Raw genomic sequence first — 16867 nt, 5'->3', positions numbered from 1 at the left:
ATGATTGCTTATTTTATGCAGATATTCTTATAGATAGAGGATTATTTGTACCGATATTCTATCGGGCAACTGGCTTTGTCAGGAATATGGCTAAACCATGCCGGTTTAGCCTGAAAAGATATCAAACCGATATGCTGTTACGCTAAAAATTCAGATGAGGATAGAATTTCTTTGGTTAGCTGTTCTGTACCTTTACGCGGACAGGCTTGTCGATAATCAGACAAAACACAAAGGAAACAGATACCATTACCAGTGCAATCACATAAATCACATGATGGCCAAAATTGGCAGAAATTACTCCCTGTAGCATACCGGCAAGAATAATACTGCAAGACATACAGTTATTAAACAGCGTAGAGGCAACACCAGGGCGCCCGGGCAGTAAATCCTGAAAATAAATCAGACCGATACTGGCCACGATGCCAATAAAAAGACCATTGAACAATTGTAGTGCTATCAGCATTAATTCGTTCTGGGTAAAAATCATGCCGATATAAAATATGATGCCGCAAATAACAGCAAAGCAAATCAGATTTTTATTACCAAAACGCGGCACCTGCATACTGGCCACCAGCATGGCAGGAATTTCAATCGCTGCGGCAATACCCATTAGATGTCCGGGTAAAGAGGGTGAATCGGGCAGGATGCTGTCGATATACAAAGGCATGTCAATTATATATATCATATTGGCCGTACCCATGCTGATTGAGGCGATAAAAAGCAGAAGTACATTGCGATTACTGAAAATCTTTTCTTTCTGCTCTTGCTGTTTGCTCACAGGCGCAGGACGCCTGATGGCAGGAAAAAACAGAAAAACAATTAGCAAGGCTACAAAGAACATTGCTGCGGCACTCAGATACATGGTGGTAAAACCATAATTTACCGCCAGCGCAAATGACAAGGGAGGTCCGATTACCCACGCCAATGATAACTGTGCCCGTAAAATGCCATTGAATACCACAACATTGCGGCCAGTTTGATCGGTATATTCGCGTGCTGAGGCAAAAATCTGTGGCATGGCTGCCGAAGTGAGTGCGGAAAAAAAGATACCGACAGTGACCAATATCAGGTATTGGCGCGAGAATGCAAATGTAATACAGTTGCCAATGCCCATCAGGCAGCAGAATAAAATAATATTGCGTCGTATACCTTTATTATCCGAGTATTGTGCCAGCAAAAAGCTCACTACTATTCCGGCAATAGCATTGATTGAATAAAACAGCCCTACCTGATAGGGATTTACCTTAACATCCTCGGTCAGATAGCGGCTGAGAGTAGGCGCCTGTAAGGCACCGGCAATACCAATGATAAATGCCGCTACCAGAAAAGAACCCAAAATAATATAAGTCTTTTGTTTTATAGCAGTTTTCTCTTCCACGTTTAACTTTTCTATTCAGAAAATAAAGAGTTATATCACACCTGATGCTGATGGATAGCTAAAATTCTACCTGAATAAGCTGATGCTTAAAGCATGAATAAGATAAATTATTGTTAATCTGTTAATTAGGTTGATATCTGGCGTTAAATTTTTATTATTTATCTGATATGCGTATGCTTGAAGCCAGCATTTGAATGACGGTAAAAGTAAGCGACGATCGGAGAGATAATAGGTCGATTATTATAAATGCTTTTAAATAGGGATTATTTATTCAGACAAATCTTTTAAATCTTGATGGTATGTTATTTATGATTTTGGCTTAATTATTAATCTGGATTAAAGAGTGCAGGATTAAACATTGTTAAATTAAACGAATAATCCTGCGCTGACAAAATGGTTCAGAGCAGATGCTGTTGATGCAGTAAGTTTTCAATCTGTTCCTTGTTCCAGTGATTGCTTGCGGCCAGAGTCAGGATGGCCAGTGCAGTTTCCAGATTACATCTCCCGCCGTTAATAATGCCGGCTGTACGTAGTTCATGCCCTTGCGCATAAACCGCTGAGGTACAACCTTGCAAAACCTGACTGATATTCAGAACAGGTATTGATTGCTGGTCAAGGTGCCTGATTGCAGCCAGAAAACCGGCATCTGCTGGCGTATTACCATTGCCATAGCTTTGCAAAACCACGCCATCGGGCGGGTTATGGGTGAGGCTGGCAGTAATCATGTCGAGATTGGCACCCGGAGTAAGGGTAAAACAGTGAATTCTGGCAGATGAGCTAATGCTATAGCGCACAGGCGCAGCAGGTGGTGTGCCGACAGGCAAATTGGTATTAAACCAGCCATCTGTTGCCGACCACTGTGCCAGTGTGCCAAATTGTGGGTTGGCAAATGCCTCTGCTCGCTCCGTACTGATTTTACTGCTGCCAATAGCTGGCCAGAGCTGGCCGTTAAAGGCAATCGCTGTCTGGGTAAAACCAGACAGGCTGAAAGCAGCCAGCGCAGTGTGCAGATTCAGTGGCGCATCACTATTATCCGCAGCCAGTGGCAGCATGGCGCCGGTAAGAATGACAGGAATACTAAGTTGTGGCCGTGCCAGTGCAATGATATTGGCACTGTAAGCCATGGTATCGGTACCATGCAGGATCAGCAGACCATCATAATCGGCAGCCTTACTATCTATCCAATTGAGCCACGTCTGCCAGTTGTCCAGAGTAATGGCCGAAGAGTCGATTAATGGTTCGCAGATAAACCAGTCACACTGAAGCTGATGACTGTATTCCTGAAAGATGGGTGCAGCCAGACTGGCAAGATTGGCTGCTGGTGCCAGTCCGGCAGGGGTTTGCTGCATACCTATGGTGCCGCCGGTGTAGTAAACAGCGACATGTTTCGGCGTTGTCATGTATATCCGCCTTTCAGACAGTAGAAAGTATCAGTTGCAAGCATAGCACGAACGGGTTTTGTTTAGCGCTGCTTGCGCGTACAATAGCGGTTTTTCTGTGTCTGAATGGTTATCATGATACGTACTCGTTTTGCTCCTAGTCCTACCGGTTTTCTGCATATTGGCGGTGTGCGCACAGCTTTATTTTCATGGGCGTTTGCGCGTAAACATCAGGGTAAATTTGTGTTACGCATTGAGGACACAGATCTGGAACGTTCTACGGCCGAATCGGTGCAGGCAATTCTGGATGGTATGCACTGGGTAGGTTTAAACTATGATGAAGGTCCGTTTTACCAGACACAGCGCTTTGAACGCTATGCGGAGGTTCTGCGTGAATTGCTGGCATCCGGCCATGCCTATTATGATTATACCAGCCGTGAAGAACTGGAAGCGATGCGGCAGGAAGCTGAAGCACGTGGCGAGCATTTCTGGTACGATCGCCGCTGGCGTCCAGATGAGGGTAAAACCTTACCGCCTATACCTGATGGTGTGCAGCCGGTGGTGCGTTTTAAAATGCCGCTAACTGGTGAAACAGCGTGGGATGACTTGGTTAAAGGACATATCGCTATTGCTAATCAGGATTTGGATGATCTGATTATTGCACGTGCTGATGGTACGCCTACTTATAATTTCTGTGTTGTCGTAGATGATTATGATATGGGTATCACACAGGTAATCCGTGGTGATGATCATGTCAATAATACTCCCAAACAGATAAATATTCTGCGTGCCATGGGAGCCACACTGCCGCAATATGCTCATTTACCGATGATACTGAATGAAAAAGGCGCGAAAATGAGTAAGCGCCGAGATGCAGTGAGTGTGGTTGATTATGATAAACAAGGTATTTTACCGGAAGCCTTGCTGAATTATCTGGCTCGGCTGGGCTGGGGACATGGTGATGATGAATTCTTCACGATGGCACAATTTGTTGAATGGTTTGATTTAAAGGATGTCAGCCCGTCAGCCAGCCGGTTTGACCATGAGAAACTGTTGTGGCTGAATGCGCAGCATATTAAGGCTAGCGATGATGTCCGTCTGGCAGAACTGGTGCGCCCACGTTTGGCACTGTTGGGTATTGAGGCTACCGAACAACCGGCTTTAGCCGATGTATTGGCACTGGTTAAGGAGCGTGCTCAGGATTTAAATCAATTGGCTGAAGAATGCAGATATTTTTATGCGAAAGCCACTCCGGGTGAGAAAGAAGTAGCCAAACACTGGGATGCAGATGCTCCTGAGCGTATGCAGCGCTTTGCTACTGAACTTGAGCAGTTAACGCAATGGGATGCGGAAAGTATTCATGCGCTGTTTGCGCCATTTTGTGAAGCAGAAAACATTAAAATGGGTAAATTGGGTATGCCTTTGCGTTTGGCTGTATGTGGCACAGGTAAAACTCCTTCGATTGATCAGGTACTGGCGTTACTGGGACGTGATGAAGTATTGCGCCGTCTGCGCCAGAATTGAGTCTGATTTGCATTTGTACAGGCTGCCGGTGTTGTTATTGTTTGCCCATATGGGCAGATAATGCAATGCCAGCAGCCTGTGTTGTTTATTCTAGCGGTGTTTGCTAAATGTTTTAATATGTAAGCAATATACTTGTTATTGCTTAGTATTGTTCATTTATGCTAACAGAAAGTTAGTTTGATGCAGGATTGGTTATGCCGGTAGGTTGTGGCTATGTTCCGGCTATGGCACAATCTGCGCCGGTTTTGGATGGATTTAAATGAATACAAAAGCAAATTTATCGCAACGTATTGTTGTTGGTATGTCCGGTGGTGTGGATTCATCGGTTACTGCTTGGCTGCTCAGACAGGGCGGTTATGATGTGCGCGGTGTTTTCATGCAAAACTGGGAAGACGATAACGATGACGAGTATTGCTCCATCAAGCAGGATTCACTTGATGCGGTAGCAGTGGCCGATCTGATTGGTATGGATATCGATATTGTTAATTTTGCCGGACAGTATAAAGACAATGTTTTTGCATATTTTTTGCAGGAATATAAGGCTGGGCGTACACCTAATCCAGACGTGCTGTGTAATGCTGAAATTAAATTCAAGTGCTTTCTTGAACATGCTCTTGCCGGTGGCGCTGATTTAATTGCTACCGGACATTATGCGCGTAAGGATGTGCGTGATGGTGTGCACTACCTGCTTAAAGGGCTGGATCAGAATAAAGACCAGAGCTATTTTTTGTATCGTCTACAGCCCTATCAGTTACAACGTGCTCTGTTTCCGCTGGGTGACCTGGAAAAATCTCAGGTACGCCTGCTGGCTGAACAGGCACAATTGCCGACAGCAAAGAAAAAAGACAGCACAGGCATATGCTTCATTGGTGAGCGGCCGTTCAGACAGTTTTTACAACGTTATCTGCCTACCAATCCGGGTGCGATGAAGACACCGGAAGGCAGGGTGGTGGGCGAACATGAAGGTCTGATGTATTACACACTGGGACAGCGTAAAGGCCTGGGTATCGGCGGTGATGGTGAACCTTGGTTTGTAGCTGGTAAAAACCTGCCGCGTAATGAGCTTCTGGTTGTGCAGGGGCACGATCACCCGCTGTTATTTAGCCACAGTCTGATTATGCATGATTTGAGTTTTACTACTCCAGAGCGTCCGGCCGAAGGTCGTTACGGGGTAAAAACCCGCTACCGGATGCCGGATGCACAAGCTACTTTGCGTTATCTGGATGATGATTGCGTCGAGCTGGTGTTTGATGCACCGCAATGGGCAGTGACTCCCGGGCAGTCTGCGGTACTATATGCTGGCGATATTTGTCTGGGTGGTGGTATCATCAAGGATACCGATAGCCACAGTATTTATAATAATTAGTTTGATTTCAACAGACTGTCTGGATACAGGCAGTCATCTTGCTAGCAATGATGCCAAAGTTCTGGTTTGATGTTTTCTTCGCAGTTGGTTTCATCTGAAATTTCTTTACTTCGCTTTAAATCAGCCGCATCGTTGCAAAGGATAAAAGATAATGGAAAAAATCTGGTTACAAAGTTATCAGGAAGGGGTGCGGGCAGAGGTGGATGTGCGTGCTTATTCATCGATTATTGATGTGCTGCACACCAGCGTGAAGAAGTTTAGCTCGCAGCCAAGCTTTTCCAATATGGGCACAACGCTTACTTATACGCAAACTGCTACTTATGTGAATCAGTTTACTTCTTATTTGCAGAATGTACTGAAGCTGCAAAAAGGTGAGCGGGTGGCAATTATGATGCCTAATGTATTGCAATATCCGATTGCTGTGTTTGGTGTATTGCAGGCTGGTGGCGTGGTGGTAAATGTCAATCCTCTGTATACACCACGCGAGCTGGAACATCAACTGATTGATTCGGGCGCTACTACCATTATTGTGCTGGAAAATTTTGCGCATACAGTGGCTGATGTTTTGGCGAAAACAGCAATCAAACAGGTTATTGTCGCCAGTATGGGTGATATGCTTGGCTGGCTGAAAGGCACCATAGTCAATTTCGTGCTGCGCAAAGTTAAAAAAATGGTGAAGCCATTTCATATTCCTCAGTCAATTACTTTTCTGCAAGCATTGGCATTGGGGAAAAAACAGCGCTTTACTCCGGTACCACTGGCACTGGAGGATTTGGCTTTATTGCAGTATACCGGTGGCACGACAGGTATTTCTAAAGGGGCAATGCTGACGCATGGCAATATTGTGGCTAATATGCAACAGGCATCAGAATGGATTAAAGCCAACCTGACGCCGGGGCAGGAAGTGGTGGTAACTCCATTACCTCTGTATCATATTTTTTCACTTACAGTGAATATCATGATTTTTGCTAATGCTGGCTCCAAAAATATTTTGATTACCAATCCGCGTGATATCAATGCTTTGGTTAAAGTATTGAAAAATAATCGGGTAACGGTGATGAGTGGGGTCAATACTCTGTTTAATGCCTTGATCCACAATGAAGAATTCAAAAATATTGATTTTTCATCGTGGAAGCTGGTTCTGGGTGGCGGGATGGCAACTCAGAAAGCGGTAGCGCAGGAATGGAAAGCCATTACCGGTGTACCGATTATCGATGCTTATGGTCTAACTGAAGCCAGTCCGGGCGTATGTGCCAATCCATTGAACAATCCAGAATACACGGGTACGGCAGGTTTGCCGGTATCAAATACGGATATAGAAATCCGTGATGATAATGGTAAGGTGCTGGGTATTGGTGAAGTAGGTGAATTATGGGTGCAGGGGCCGCAAGTTATGAAGGGCTACTGGAACCGGCCGGAAGAAACTGCCAAAGTACTGGATAGTCGTGGTTTTGTGGCTACTGGCGATATGGCTGAAATTGATGCCAAAGGCTTTGTGCGACTGGTTGATCGGAAGAAAGATATGATTCTGGTATCAGGATTTAATGTCTATCCGAATGAAGTGGAAGAAATAGTAGCCGCTATGCCCGAAGTATTGGAAGTAGCCTGTATTGGTGTACCCAATGAGAAAAGCGGTGAGGCGATTAAATTATTTGTGGTAAAACGCGACCCGAATCTGACACGTGAACAGATTATTGCCTATTGTCGCCAGAATCTGACTGGCTACAAAGTACCAAAAGATATTGAGTTCTGCACTGAGTTACCCAAATCTGCGGTAGGGAAGATTTTGCGTAAGGACTTACGTACCGAAAAATAACTCTTTATGATGCATTGAAAACGGTTACTGCGATTATGTGGTAACCGTTTTTATTCTATGCGGGTGTATTATCTACAGATAGGATAATAGTTGGTTCTGTTACAATGAAATGCTAATAGCTATAGCATAAAATGTGAATAAAAATGATTATGCTGATAAGTTTTGTAATCAGCTATTAGTCAGCTTAATTTGTGATATTTAGCTATGATTAAACTTTACTCAAATCTAATTTATATTTTTAGGTAATGAAATTAGTTTATATATTAACTAATTTGTCTATGAGTATTTTAATTAACCATTGTTCATGTTTATAATGGTTTTTAGAATTTTAAAGAAAATAATTTCTTTTAAGTATTTGAAAAATAGATTCTGTACTAATCGATGTGGCTTCGCAAGTAGCAATAATGTTTATTTCTATGTAACAAAGTTATTGGTGAAAATGGAAAATTAAATATTATGTATATAGCTAAGCGTTTAAAGACAAGCAATAAATTCACATATCAATATGGCTGATCTGTTTGTTATTTGATAAGAAATTGCTGTTGTATATGTCATTATTCTTTTAAATTTATTATGCATAGGCTGTTTTAGTCAGGTTATTTAATTTTAAAACCATTGGTGAATTTGCAATTAATAAGGATTAGTGGCAGTAAACGATAGATGGTTAAACTTAGGCTAGATTTTTTGTAGGCGCTTGGTTCCACATATGGCATAAAAGACCAGAAATTTATATTGAATCTAAAATTTGAAAATTTATTTCATTCAATGAGAAAACCATTAAGTTTAATAATATATTCGACAGATTTTAGGTTTTTAATTTTATTGTCATCGTCATATTTTTATATTAACTTTTAGATTAACTGATCAATAAAAGTTAATTGTTTATCTGAACTTATTCCAAGGCTGATTGCAATATAAACCAACTGTTCATCCTGATTCCAAACAATACCTTGCGTAAAATGGAGTATTTGTACACCGTTTTTATTAAATGATGGCTGACTGTTGTATGTATTATTACGATTCCATTATTTTAATAGATGGTTATTTATTGTTTACATGGAACATTCTTTAAATATTCAATAATAGCTATCTTCTACTAAACTGTATTAACTAAATCTTAATAATATGTTTTATCGCTTGTATCTTATCTGATGAGCTTTGATTTAGAAGGCGGATATTCTCTTTGGCTAATTAATATATTTATACTTCTGTGTTTTATTAAATATATTCATTTTGTGCTGTTGTTTTGCAATAGTTTGGCAACATAGCCGCAGATAGGTACCGGTGTGATACCTAATCTGAATGAGGAGGGTGTATGTGTTATGGTAACAGTAATATTAAGAGTGTTATCTGAATAAAAGGCTTGTAGTAGCAATCTTGAATTCTGTTCAGAATGGTCTGTTATTCAGAAGATAACTACAGAAGTTATGGCAATCAGGCTGGCTGGCTAGGTAGATTCATATCCAGTACGCTTTGTTTCTGATTTTCGCGAAAATCGGCCAGTTTTTGCGCTAGCTGGGGATTGTCATTGGCCAGCAGGGAAGTGGCAAACAGAGCAGCGTTGGCTGCACCAGCCTCACCAATAGCGAATGTGGCTACGGGCACTCCTTTAGGCATTTGCACAATAGACAGTAATGAATCTTCACCACGCAGATATTTACTCGGAACAGGTACACCCAGAACTGGAACAGTGGTTTTGGCGGCTACCATGCCGGGTAGGTGAGCTGCGCCTCCGGCACCGGCAATAATCGCTTTTAAACCACGCGCACGCGCACTTTCAGCATATTCAAACATTAAATCCGGGGTACGATGGGCGGAAACGATACGTATCTCATATGGAATATTGAACTGTTGCAAAAACTGTTCTGCCTGCTGCATCACGGGATAATCACTGTTACTGCCCATGATGATGCCGATTAATGGAGTATTCATGCTGTACCTTATTTGCTGATAGAGGGTTATTTTTTTAAATGACGTCTGGCTTTGATGGCTGCACTGCTGTTGGGATAAGTGTTGATAATATGCTGATAGGTGGTAAGGGCAATATCCTGTTGCTGTAAATGTATTTGACATTGCGCCACCAGAGACAGGGCATTGGGACTTTGGCTGTTCTGCGGAAACAGACTGGCAAAGCGTGTGCCAATATTGATAACCGATTCGCAATTATTTAATCGGGCATGACTTTGCAGGAGTAACCACATGCGTTCTTGTGCCAGAGTATCACCATCACCACCACTGTCAGCATGTTTAAGCAGTCGAATACTTTGTGCATAAAGCCCTGCATTGTATAAATGGCGTGCGTCGCTGGTATTATCGTTAGCAGCGGGATCTCTGGTTGTGCTGACTCCACTGACCGGAATATGTATATTCATATAGCGCGACAGGGTTGTCTGTTGCTGGCGAATATCGTTCACCTGATTTTGCAGATCATTCATCTGGATTTGCAGGTTAGCCAATTGTGCCTGAACTTGGCTGAACTGGTCAGCAGTCTGCGTGGAGTCAGAAGGTGGTTCACTTGCCGCAACGGTAACTGTTGTGTCCGAGAAAGGAGGTAGGGTATTACATGCGCTGATGGTGAGAATAGCCAGCAGCGCCAAGCTGAAATACCGATAGTTTAAAAGTGGCATGAAGTGCTTTTCTCCTCTAAGTAGTTGTTATTATTTTTTCTGAATAAGTGTTAGGCCATCGCCGAGCGGTATAGTGAGCGGATGTATACGCTGATCGTGTATCAGGCCGGCGTTAAACTGGCGCATGATGCGGACACTTTCAGATTCACTGCCATGAATTGCCTGAGCAACACGGCCATGCAATAGTACATTATCGATGGCAATTATGCCGCCGGGGCGAACCAGTTGCAGGCAGCGTTCAAAATAATGTGGGGTAGGTGTTTTGTCGGCGTCTATCAGGGCGATGTCGTAATGGTTGATCTGATTTCTGGAAATCAGTTGATCCAAGGTGATTAATGCCGGTTGCAGGTGTAGCTGTATTTTGTGGCTAACATTAGCCTGCTGCCAGTAACGGCGGGCAATATCCGTATAGGTAACATTGATGTCGCAGGCTGTAATTTGCCCATCTTCGGGCAGTGCCAGTGCCATTGCCGTGCTACTGTAACCGGTAAAAACCCCTATTTCTAGATAGTTGCGCGCCTGAATCAGTTGTGCCAGCCATACCATTAATTTTGCCTGTTCCTGTGCAATACTCATGGCACCCTTGCGATGCCGTGCAGTTTCAGCACGCAACTGTGCCAGCAATGGTTCTTCTGCAGGATTAATTCCAGCCAGATATTGTTCCAGTGCGGGAGTATTCAGGCAAGCGTGTTGGCTCATGAAAAGTAGGCCGGTAATTACTCAGTCAGATAGGGATAGCCTTTTTTCGGCAGTTTGGCTGCAGCGAAGTTGGCTTCATCTTCCGGATTGAGCTGAACATCCCATAGCATGCTGCGATGTTTTAGCTGAACCTGCGCTTCTTCCGGATGTTTAGCCAGAAATTCATTCAGAAATTGGGTAGTGTCAGACTGATAATTGTACATAGTTGGTTTCTTCTTGCATGTTTTATTCAGAAACGAAGGTATTATTATATACAAATTAGACTGTATTGGTGTAGATGCTGGCCTGATTGTACTGGTTTTAGCAGCAGGATAATGATGAGAGGCGAACAGATAGGTTATACTATGCCGATTTTGTCGGTCGTGTTTGCTGCGGCACACGAGTATTTTTTCATAAATTTTTGTATTATTTATGCTAACAAAGTGGTTACACAGGGTTTTGCCGCGAAAGACTGCCCGTGGCGGCAGAAAACGGGAAATACCATTGGCACAACATCATATTCAGGCAGATGAACTTAGTTTTGCTGCGGAGAAAGTAATTTCCCGCTTGCAGAAAGAAGGATATCAGGCCTATGTGGTGGGCGGGGCTGTGCGTGATTTATTGCTTGGTGTGACACCTAAAGATTTTGATGTGGCGACTGATGCAACGCCGGAGCAGGTACGTAAACTGTTCCGGCGCAGCCGCATTATTGGCCGCCGTTTTCCGATTGTGCATGTTATGGTTGGCCCGGAAACGATTGAAGTTACGACTTTCCGGGGTGGAGTTGTCGATAGCCACAATGAGCTGGGCAGGATTATGAAAGATGTCAGTTTCGGCACCCTTGAACAGGATGCAATGCGCCGGGACTTTACCGCCAATGCATTGTACTATGATCCGAAACGTCAGGTTATTCTGGATTTCCATCATGGTGTTGAAGATATCCGTAACCGGCGTCTGGTAATGATTGGCAATCCACTGGAGCGCTATCAGGAAGACCCTGTACGGATGTTGCGTGCGGCCAGACTGTCAGGCAAACTTGATTTTACTGTAGATAAGCATACATCTAAGCCGATTGCTGAATGTGCGCAACTGCTTCAGCGCGAGCCGCCGGCACGGTTATTTGACGAAGTACTGAAAATTTTATTCAGTGGTTATGCTCAGGCATGCTTGCGCCAGATGGATGCTCTTGGCTTGAAAAATATTCATCCATTGCTGGATGCGCTGATGTTAGGCGGCGCAAGCAATGATAATATTGCTGCACTGGCTTTGCATAATACGGATGAGCGCCTGCGGGCAGATAAATCAGTTTCGATGGGCTTTGTGCTTGCAGCAGTGTTATGGCCGCACATTAGGGATGCATGGCAGCGTGAACAGGCCGCTGGCATGCGTAGTAATGCAGCTATGAATGCAGCAATTGCATCGGAACGCCATTATGTGGACAAGAGCTGGGGTGTACCACAGCGGTATAGTGTTACCATGCGCGAAATCTGGTCTTTGCAACCCCAGTTTGAAATTATGCGCGGAGCGCGGCCTTATCGTTTACTTGGTCAGCCGCGGTTTCGCGCTGCTTTTGATTTTATGTGTCTGCGTGCAAATCTGGGCGAGTTATCTCAGGAAACCGTGCAATGGTGGCAAGCCTTTCAGCAAGGCTCGGATATGGAGCGTGAGCAATTGATTTGTGCTGCCATGCAAACGGACAAAACATCAACAAAACAAAAAAGATATCGAAACAGACGAACCAGAAAAAACAAGCAGGAGGAAGTATGAATACAGTAACAGCGGTTATTGCTTTGGGGTCTAATCTGGAAAATCCGCGCCAGCAGGTTGAAACAGCCATGGCTGCTTTAAATCAAATTAAAGGAGTACGAGTCAAAGCCATTTCACCACTTTATACAACTAAACCGGTAGGGCTGACAGACCAGCCTGATTTTGTTAATGCGGTGGTATTGGTTCATACCTCGCTAAGTGCACCGGAGCTGTTAGGCGCTTTGCAGGAGCTGGAAAACCAGCGGGGTCGGATACGCGATGTCCCTAATGGTCCGCGTATTATTGATTTGGATCTGATTGACTATCATCATCAGACTATTAATGAGGCTGATCTGGTACTGCCTCATCCGCGCGCGCATGAGCGTGCTTTTGTAATGGTGCCGCTGGCGGCAATTGCCCCATATTATGTGATTGGCACATATGGCAGCGCTTCAGCTTTAGCAGCAAAATTATTGAAGGCAGAGCCAGACGCGGTAACGATTATTGCTGATGTTCAGGACTAAAGCAGGAGAAAAGTATGGATTATCGCTACATTGTCGTAGAAGGGTCTATTGGCAGTGGGAAATCAGCTTTAAGCCGCCGTCTGGCGAAGCATTTTGATGCTTTGCTGCTGTCGGAGATACCGGAAAGCAATCCGTTTCTGGAAAAATTCTATCTGAATGCTACTAATCACGGGCTAGCTACTGAAATGCATTTTCTGATGCGTCGTTGCGAGGCAATCAATGTGATTTATGCTGAAGATGAGCGTCGTTCTCGGACTATTGCGGATTTTCTGCTGGAAAAGGATCAGATATATGTGCCGGTAATTTTGCGTGAGGATGAACAGACACTGTACTGGCAAATCAAGCAGAAAGTGATGCCGAAGTTTCCGGTACCCGATCTGGTGATTTATCTGGAAGCAGATGACGAATTATTGGACAAGCGCCTGCGTCAGCGGGATGATAAGATGATAAATTTATTTCCTGCGGGTTATTTACAGCAGATTCATGCGGAATATCGCCGTTTTTTCCATTTATACCAACATGCTCCTCTGTTAATTGCCAATACCAATGAACTGGATTTTCTTGGTAATGACGATCATTTTGCGCTATTACTTAATACCATTGCCAATATGCAGGGTAGTCGCAACTATCTGAATCTGAGTGAGTAACAGGCTGGGATGGCTTATAAAAAAGCTGTTGAAGCCTGTTGGTGGTAGTGGTTTTTATTGCATGGGTCTGTCGTAAATCTGCTAATTGTGCTGATTTCGCTGTTTAATCAATGTAAATAAATATAAATTAAATTATGCTATTTATCTGATTATTATCAGATATGTTTGCAAATAATCACAGTTATAAACTGTACTTTTCTATGGAAAGGTACAGTTTTTGTATATAAGTTTACAGAAACAGTACTCTGGCGGCAGCAAAGTTCAGATGCAGATAAAACTAAAGTCTGGCGATATGACTATGCTGCTGGCTTTAGTCGTAAAGACTGAATATTTTGCCTGAACTGAATTAACTGATAGTCATTATCTATTGGGTTGATGGAAATACGACTGATAGCAAAATGTTTGTTAATCTGCTCTGGTATGGCAGGTGTCTGTGGTATTTTGCCGGTCATTAATACAGGCTGGATACTATTTGCGCTAACTTTTGCAGTTTTAGTTTATCAATGTGAGCTGATTCTACGCAAATTTGCGGTAGTTGCTGGCAGGATGTTCTCAATAAACATAATTAACGGATTTATCTGTTTATGCATACAATTCATACTTTAAGAAAAATGAAAGCGGCTGGCGAAAAAATCGTTATGCTTACTTGTTATGATGCCAGTTTTGCTCGTCTGATGAGTGATGCAGGCGTTGATGTACTGCTGATTGGTGATTCTCTCGGCATGACAGTACAGGGGCAAACTTCTACCATACCGGTTAGTGTTGAGGATATTTGCTACCACACGGCTGCTGTAGCACGTGGCAATAAGCAGGCATTAATTCTGGCCGATTTGCCATTTGGTGCCTATCAGCAAAGTAAGGAGCAGGCTTTTGCCGCTGCGGTGCGCCTGATGGTGGCGGGTGCGCATATGGTTAAACTGGAAGGTGGTGCTTGGATAGCAGAAACCACGCAGTTCCTACAGCAGCGCGGTATTCCGGTTTGTGCGCATATTGGTCTTACTCCGCAATCCGTTCATACATTGGGAGGCTATAAAGTACAGGGTCGTGGTGAGGCAGCAGCTCAATTGCTGGCCGATGCTCAGGCACATGCTCAGGCAGGGGCTGATATGGTTTTGATGGAGTGTGTACCCAGACAACTGGCTGCACAGGTTACCGCTTCAGTAAGCTGTCCTACTATCGGCATCGGTGCAGGTGTGGATTGTGACGGACAGGTATTGGTGATGCACGATATGCTGGGTATTTACCCGGGTAAAACAGCAAAATTTGTTAAAAATTTTATGCAAGGAAATGAAAGTATTCAGGCCGCAGTGAGTACTTATGTAAATCAGGTGAAAACAGGAATTTTTCCGGGTGAGGAGCACAGTTTTACTGATTAATGGATTAAATTAAAGTTCTGTTTATATTTGAAAATGTTCTATCTCTGCCCGCTATTGTCTTTACAAACGGGCAGATCGGCTATCTTGCAGATATCTGTGTGGGCTTGTTTTTTTTACAGGAAGTATATATAAGTTAATTTGTTGACTAATAAAAATATTTAGGGAGATGCTTATGGCGCTGGCCAAGCCTTACCCTCGTGCTATGACTATTGCCGGTTCTGATTCCAGTGGCGGTGCTGGCATTCAGGCGGATTTAAAAACTTTTGCTGCGCTTGGCGCATATGGTGCCAGTGTCATTACAGCCATTACTGCACAAAACACTTTTGGTGTACAGCAGGTTATGGTTGTACCTCCAAATATGATTGAGGCACAGTGTGCTGCTGTGATGTCGGATATTCGGATTGATGCAGTTAAAATCGGTATGCTTGCCGATATTGACAGTATTCGTACAGTATCGGAAGTACTACAGCAGTATCATCTGCCTTTTACTGTGCTGGATCCGGTGATGGTGGCTACCTCTGGTTCGGCATTGTCGATAGAAAATACTGTACAGACAATGAAGCAACTGCTGATGCCACTGGCTGATATCCTTACACCTAACCTGTTTGAGCTGTCTGTACTAACACAGAAACCGATTGCCACTACAGATCAGGAAATGCTGGAACAGGGACAGATATTGCTGGATGAAGGGTGTCAGGCTGTACTGATTAAGGGGGGGCACCGCAATGATGATAAAGAAGCTACTGACTGGCTAATGGAGCTGGATTGTGAGCCGGTATGTTTCAGAGGTATACGGATTAATACTTCTCATACTCATGGTACAGGCTGCACACTTTCGGCTGCAATTGCTGCATTGCGTTCGCAGCATGAAAGTCTGGCCAATACAGTTGCAGCTGCTAAAAGCTATGTACATGGTGCGATTGATGCTGGCCGGCATTGGCATCTTGGTCATGGCTATGGCCCCTTAGCCCATTTCTGGCGCATAAAGCGTGATTAATAGTTTTATCTGTATGTTAAAATTGGCGACTTAACAGCTAATCAGGGTAAGGCAGGAATTACTCTTATTCAGACAGGGGAAATGCTAATGCAGACATGGCATCAGGCAATCGGTGCAGAGAAACAGCAACCATATTTTCAGCGTATTCTTGAAGTGGTACGTGCGGAAAGACTAGCGGGCAAGGTCATCTTTCCGCCTGCTCAGGATGTGTTCAATGCGTTCAAGGCAACTGAGTTTGCTCAGGTTAAGGTGGTGATTCTTGGTCAGGATCCTTATCATGGCCCGCAGCAGGCACATGGCTTATCTTTTTCTGTACGGCAGGGTATTGCCATTCCACCATCATTAGTTAATATTTATAAAGAGCTGGCGGATGATATTCCCGGTTTTCGCATTCCGCAGCATGGTTATTTGCAGCATTGGGCGGAACAGGGTGTGCTGTTGCTCAACACTGTTTTAACTGTACGCGCCGGACAGGCACATTCTCATGCGGAGTTGGGCTGGGAAACTTTTACCGATAAGGTAATTGCAGTATTGAATGCCGAACGTGAGCATATAGTATTTATGCTTTGGGGCAGCCATGCGCAGAAAAAAGGTGCCATGATTGATCGGCATAAACATTTGGTGCTGACTGCGCCACATCCTTCGCCATTATCTGCTTATCGCGGCTTTTTTGGCTGCAAGCACTTTTCCAGGGCCAATGCATATTTGCAAGAGCATGGAATGACGCCGATTGACTGGCAGTTATAAAGCATGCTGCCTGTTATCAGGTAAACTGGTGCTGTGGTTATCAGTTCATCAGGCAGATAAAT

At 43.9% G+C, this 16867-nt stretch carries 16 protein-coding genes; 9 read left to right on the top strand and 7 right to left on the bottom strand.

What is annotated here, in order from left to right:
• Positions 1-175: 175 nt before the first annotated feature.
• On the bottom strand, positions 176-1378 hold the full coding sequence (locus tag BHC51_RS03510) for a sugar efflux transporter (RefSeq protein ID WP_100153327.1): 1203 nt from the start codon (positions 1376-1378) through the stop codon (positions 176-178).
• A 398-nt stretch (positions 1379-1776) separates the two neighbouring features.
• Positions 1777-2778: an asparaginase gene (locus BHC51_RS03505; RefSeq protein WP_100123259.1), complete on the bottom strand. Its 1002-nt coding sequence runs from the start codon at positions 2776-2778 to the stop codon at positions 1777-1779.
• Between the two features lie 111 nt (positions 2779-2889).
• Here BHC51_RS03505 and gltX point away from each other — a divergent pair, with 111 nt between their 5' ends.
• The 3 genes from gltX to BHC51_RS03490 all read left to right on the top strand — a co-directional run bounded on the left by gltX (position 2890) and on the right by BHC51_RS03490 (position 7463).
• The gene (gltX, locus tag BHC51_RS03500; RefSeq protein ID WP_180296422.1) at positions 2890-4281 is read left to right on the top strand and encodes a glutamate--tRNA ligase; all 1392 of its coding nucleotides are present in this window, start codon (positions 2890-2892) and stop codon (positions 4279-4281) included.
• 259 nt (positions 4282-4540) lie between these two features.
• Positions 4541-5647, top strand: coding sequence for a tRNA 2-thiouridine(34) synthase MnmA (gene mnmA / locus BHC51_RS03495; RefSeq protein ID WP_100153325.1), 1107 nt, complete (start codon positions 4541-4543; stop codon positions 5645-5647).
• 151 nt (positions 5648-5798) lie between these two features.
• Positions 5799-7463, top strand: coding sequence for an AMP-binding protein (locus tag BHC51_RS03490; protein ID WP_100135614.1), 1665 nt, complete (start codon positions 5799-5801; stop codon positions 7461-7463).
• A gap of 1434 nt (positions 7464-8897) precedes the next feature.
• Here the strand turns inward: BHC51_RS03490 and purE are convergent.
• Genes purE through BHC51_RS03470 form a run of 4 tightly spaced genes read right to left on the bottom strand, consistent with a single transcriptional unit; the run spans position 8898 to position 10992 of the window.
• On the bottom strand, positions 8898-9395 hold the full coding sequence (gene purE / locus BHC51_RS03485) for a 5-(carboxyamino)imidazole ribonucleotide mutase (RefSeq protein ID WP_100153324.1): 498 nt from the start codon (positions 9393-9395) through the stop codon (positions 8898-8900).
• Positions 9396-9421: 26 nt separating this feature from the next.
• Entirely contained in the window at positions 9422-10090 is a 669-nt protein-coding gene (locus BHC51_RS03480; RefSeq protein ID WP_100123257.1) for a tetratricopeptide repeat protein, read from the bottom strand.
• 30 nt (positions 10091-10120) lie between these two features.
• Positions 10121-10789: a class I SAM-dependent methyltransferase gene (locus BHC51_RS03475; RefSeq protein ID WP_100153323.1), complete on the bottom strand. Its 669-nt coding sequence runs from the start codon at positions 10787-10789 to the stop codon at positions 10121-10123.
• A 17-nt stretch (positions 10790-10806) separates the two neighbouring features.
• The gene (locus tag BHC51_RS03470) at positions 10807-10992 is read right to left on the bottom strand and encodes a DUF3460 family protein (RefSeq protein WP_100100274.1); all 186 of its coding nucleotides are present in this window, start codon (positions 10990-10992) and stop codon (positions 10807-10809) included.
• A 208-nt stretch (positions 10993-11200) separates the two neighbouring features.
• On the opposite strand from BHC51_RS03470, the gene pcnB reads away from it, so the two are divergent.
• The 3 genes from pcnB to BHC51_RS03455 are packed head-to-tail and all read left to right on the top strand — an operon-like array spanning position 11201 to position 13685.
• Positions 11201-12535, top strand: a complete 1335-nt coding sequence (gene pcnB / locus BHC51_RS03465; RefSeq protein ID WP_100135612.1) for a polynucleotide adenylyltransferase PcnB — start codon at positions 11201-11203, stop codon at positions 12533-12535.
• Positions 12532-13038: a 2-amino-4-hydroxy-6-hydroxymethyldihydropteridine diphosphokinase gene (folK, locus tag BHC51_RS03460; protein WP_100123254.1), complete on the top strand. Its 507-nt coding sequence runs from the start codon at positions 12532-12534 to the stop codon at positions 13036-13038. The genes pcnB and folK overlap by 4 nt, the downstream gene beginning before the upstream one ends.
• A 14-nt stretch (positions 13039-13052) precedes the next feature.
• Positions 13053-13685, top strand: a complete 633-nt coding sequence (locus BHC51_RS03455) for a deoxynucleoside kinase (protein WP_100100277.1) — start codon at positions 13053-13055, stop codon at positions 13683-13685.
• A gap of 296 nt (positions 13686-13981) precedes the next feature.
• Here the strand turns inward: BHC51_RS03455 and BHC51_RS12635 are convergent, their stop codons facing one another.
• Positions 13982-14137, bottom strand: a complete 156-nt coding sequence (locus BHC51_RS12635; protein ID WP_180296419.1) for a hypothetical protein — start codon at positions 14135-14137, stop codon at positions 13982-13984.
• Between the two features lie 132 nt (positions 14138-14269).
• On the opposite strand from BHC51_RS12635, the gene panB reads away from it, so the two are divergent.
• The 3 genes from panB (at position 14270) to ung (ending at position 16805) form a co-directional block, all read left to right on the top strand.
• A complete protein-coding gene (panB, locus tag BHC51_RS03450; RefSeq protein ID WP_100153322.1) occupies positions 14270-15061 on the top strand; it encodes a 3-methyl-2-oxobutanoate hydroxymethyltransferase in 792 nt (263 codons plus the stop codon).
• A 172-nt stretch (positions 15062-15233) separates the two neighbouring features.
• On the top strand, positions 15234-16058 hold the full coding sequence (gene thiD, locus BHC51_RS03445; protein ID WP_100100279.1) for a bifunctional hydroxymethylpyrimidine kinase/phosphomethylpyrimidine kinase: 825 nt from the start codon (positions 15234-15236) through the stop codon (positions 16056-16058).
• An 87-nt stretch (positions 16059-16145) separates the two neighbouring features.
• Entirely contained in the window at positions 16146-16805 is a 660-nt protein-coding gene (gene ung / locus BHC51_RS03440; protein ID WP_100135611.1) for a uracil-DNA glycosylase, read from the top strand.
• Positions 16806-16867: the final 62 nt, after the last annotated feature.

Source organism: Snodgrassella alvi, from assembly GCF_002777745.1.
Classification (GTDB): domain Bacteria; phylum Pseudomonadota; class Gammaproteobacteria; order Burkholderiales; family Neisseriaceae; genus Snodgrassella; species Snodgrassella alvi_D.
The sequence above is the reverse complement of the archived record's forward strand: the minus strand, read 5'-3'. Positions and strand labels throughout refer to the sequence as shown.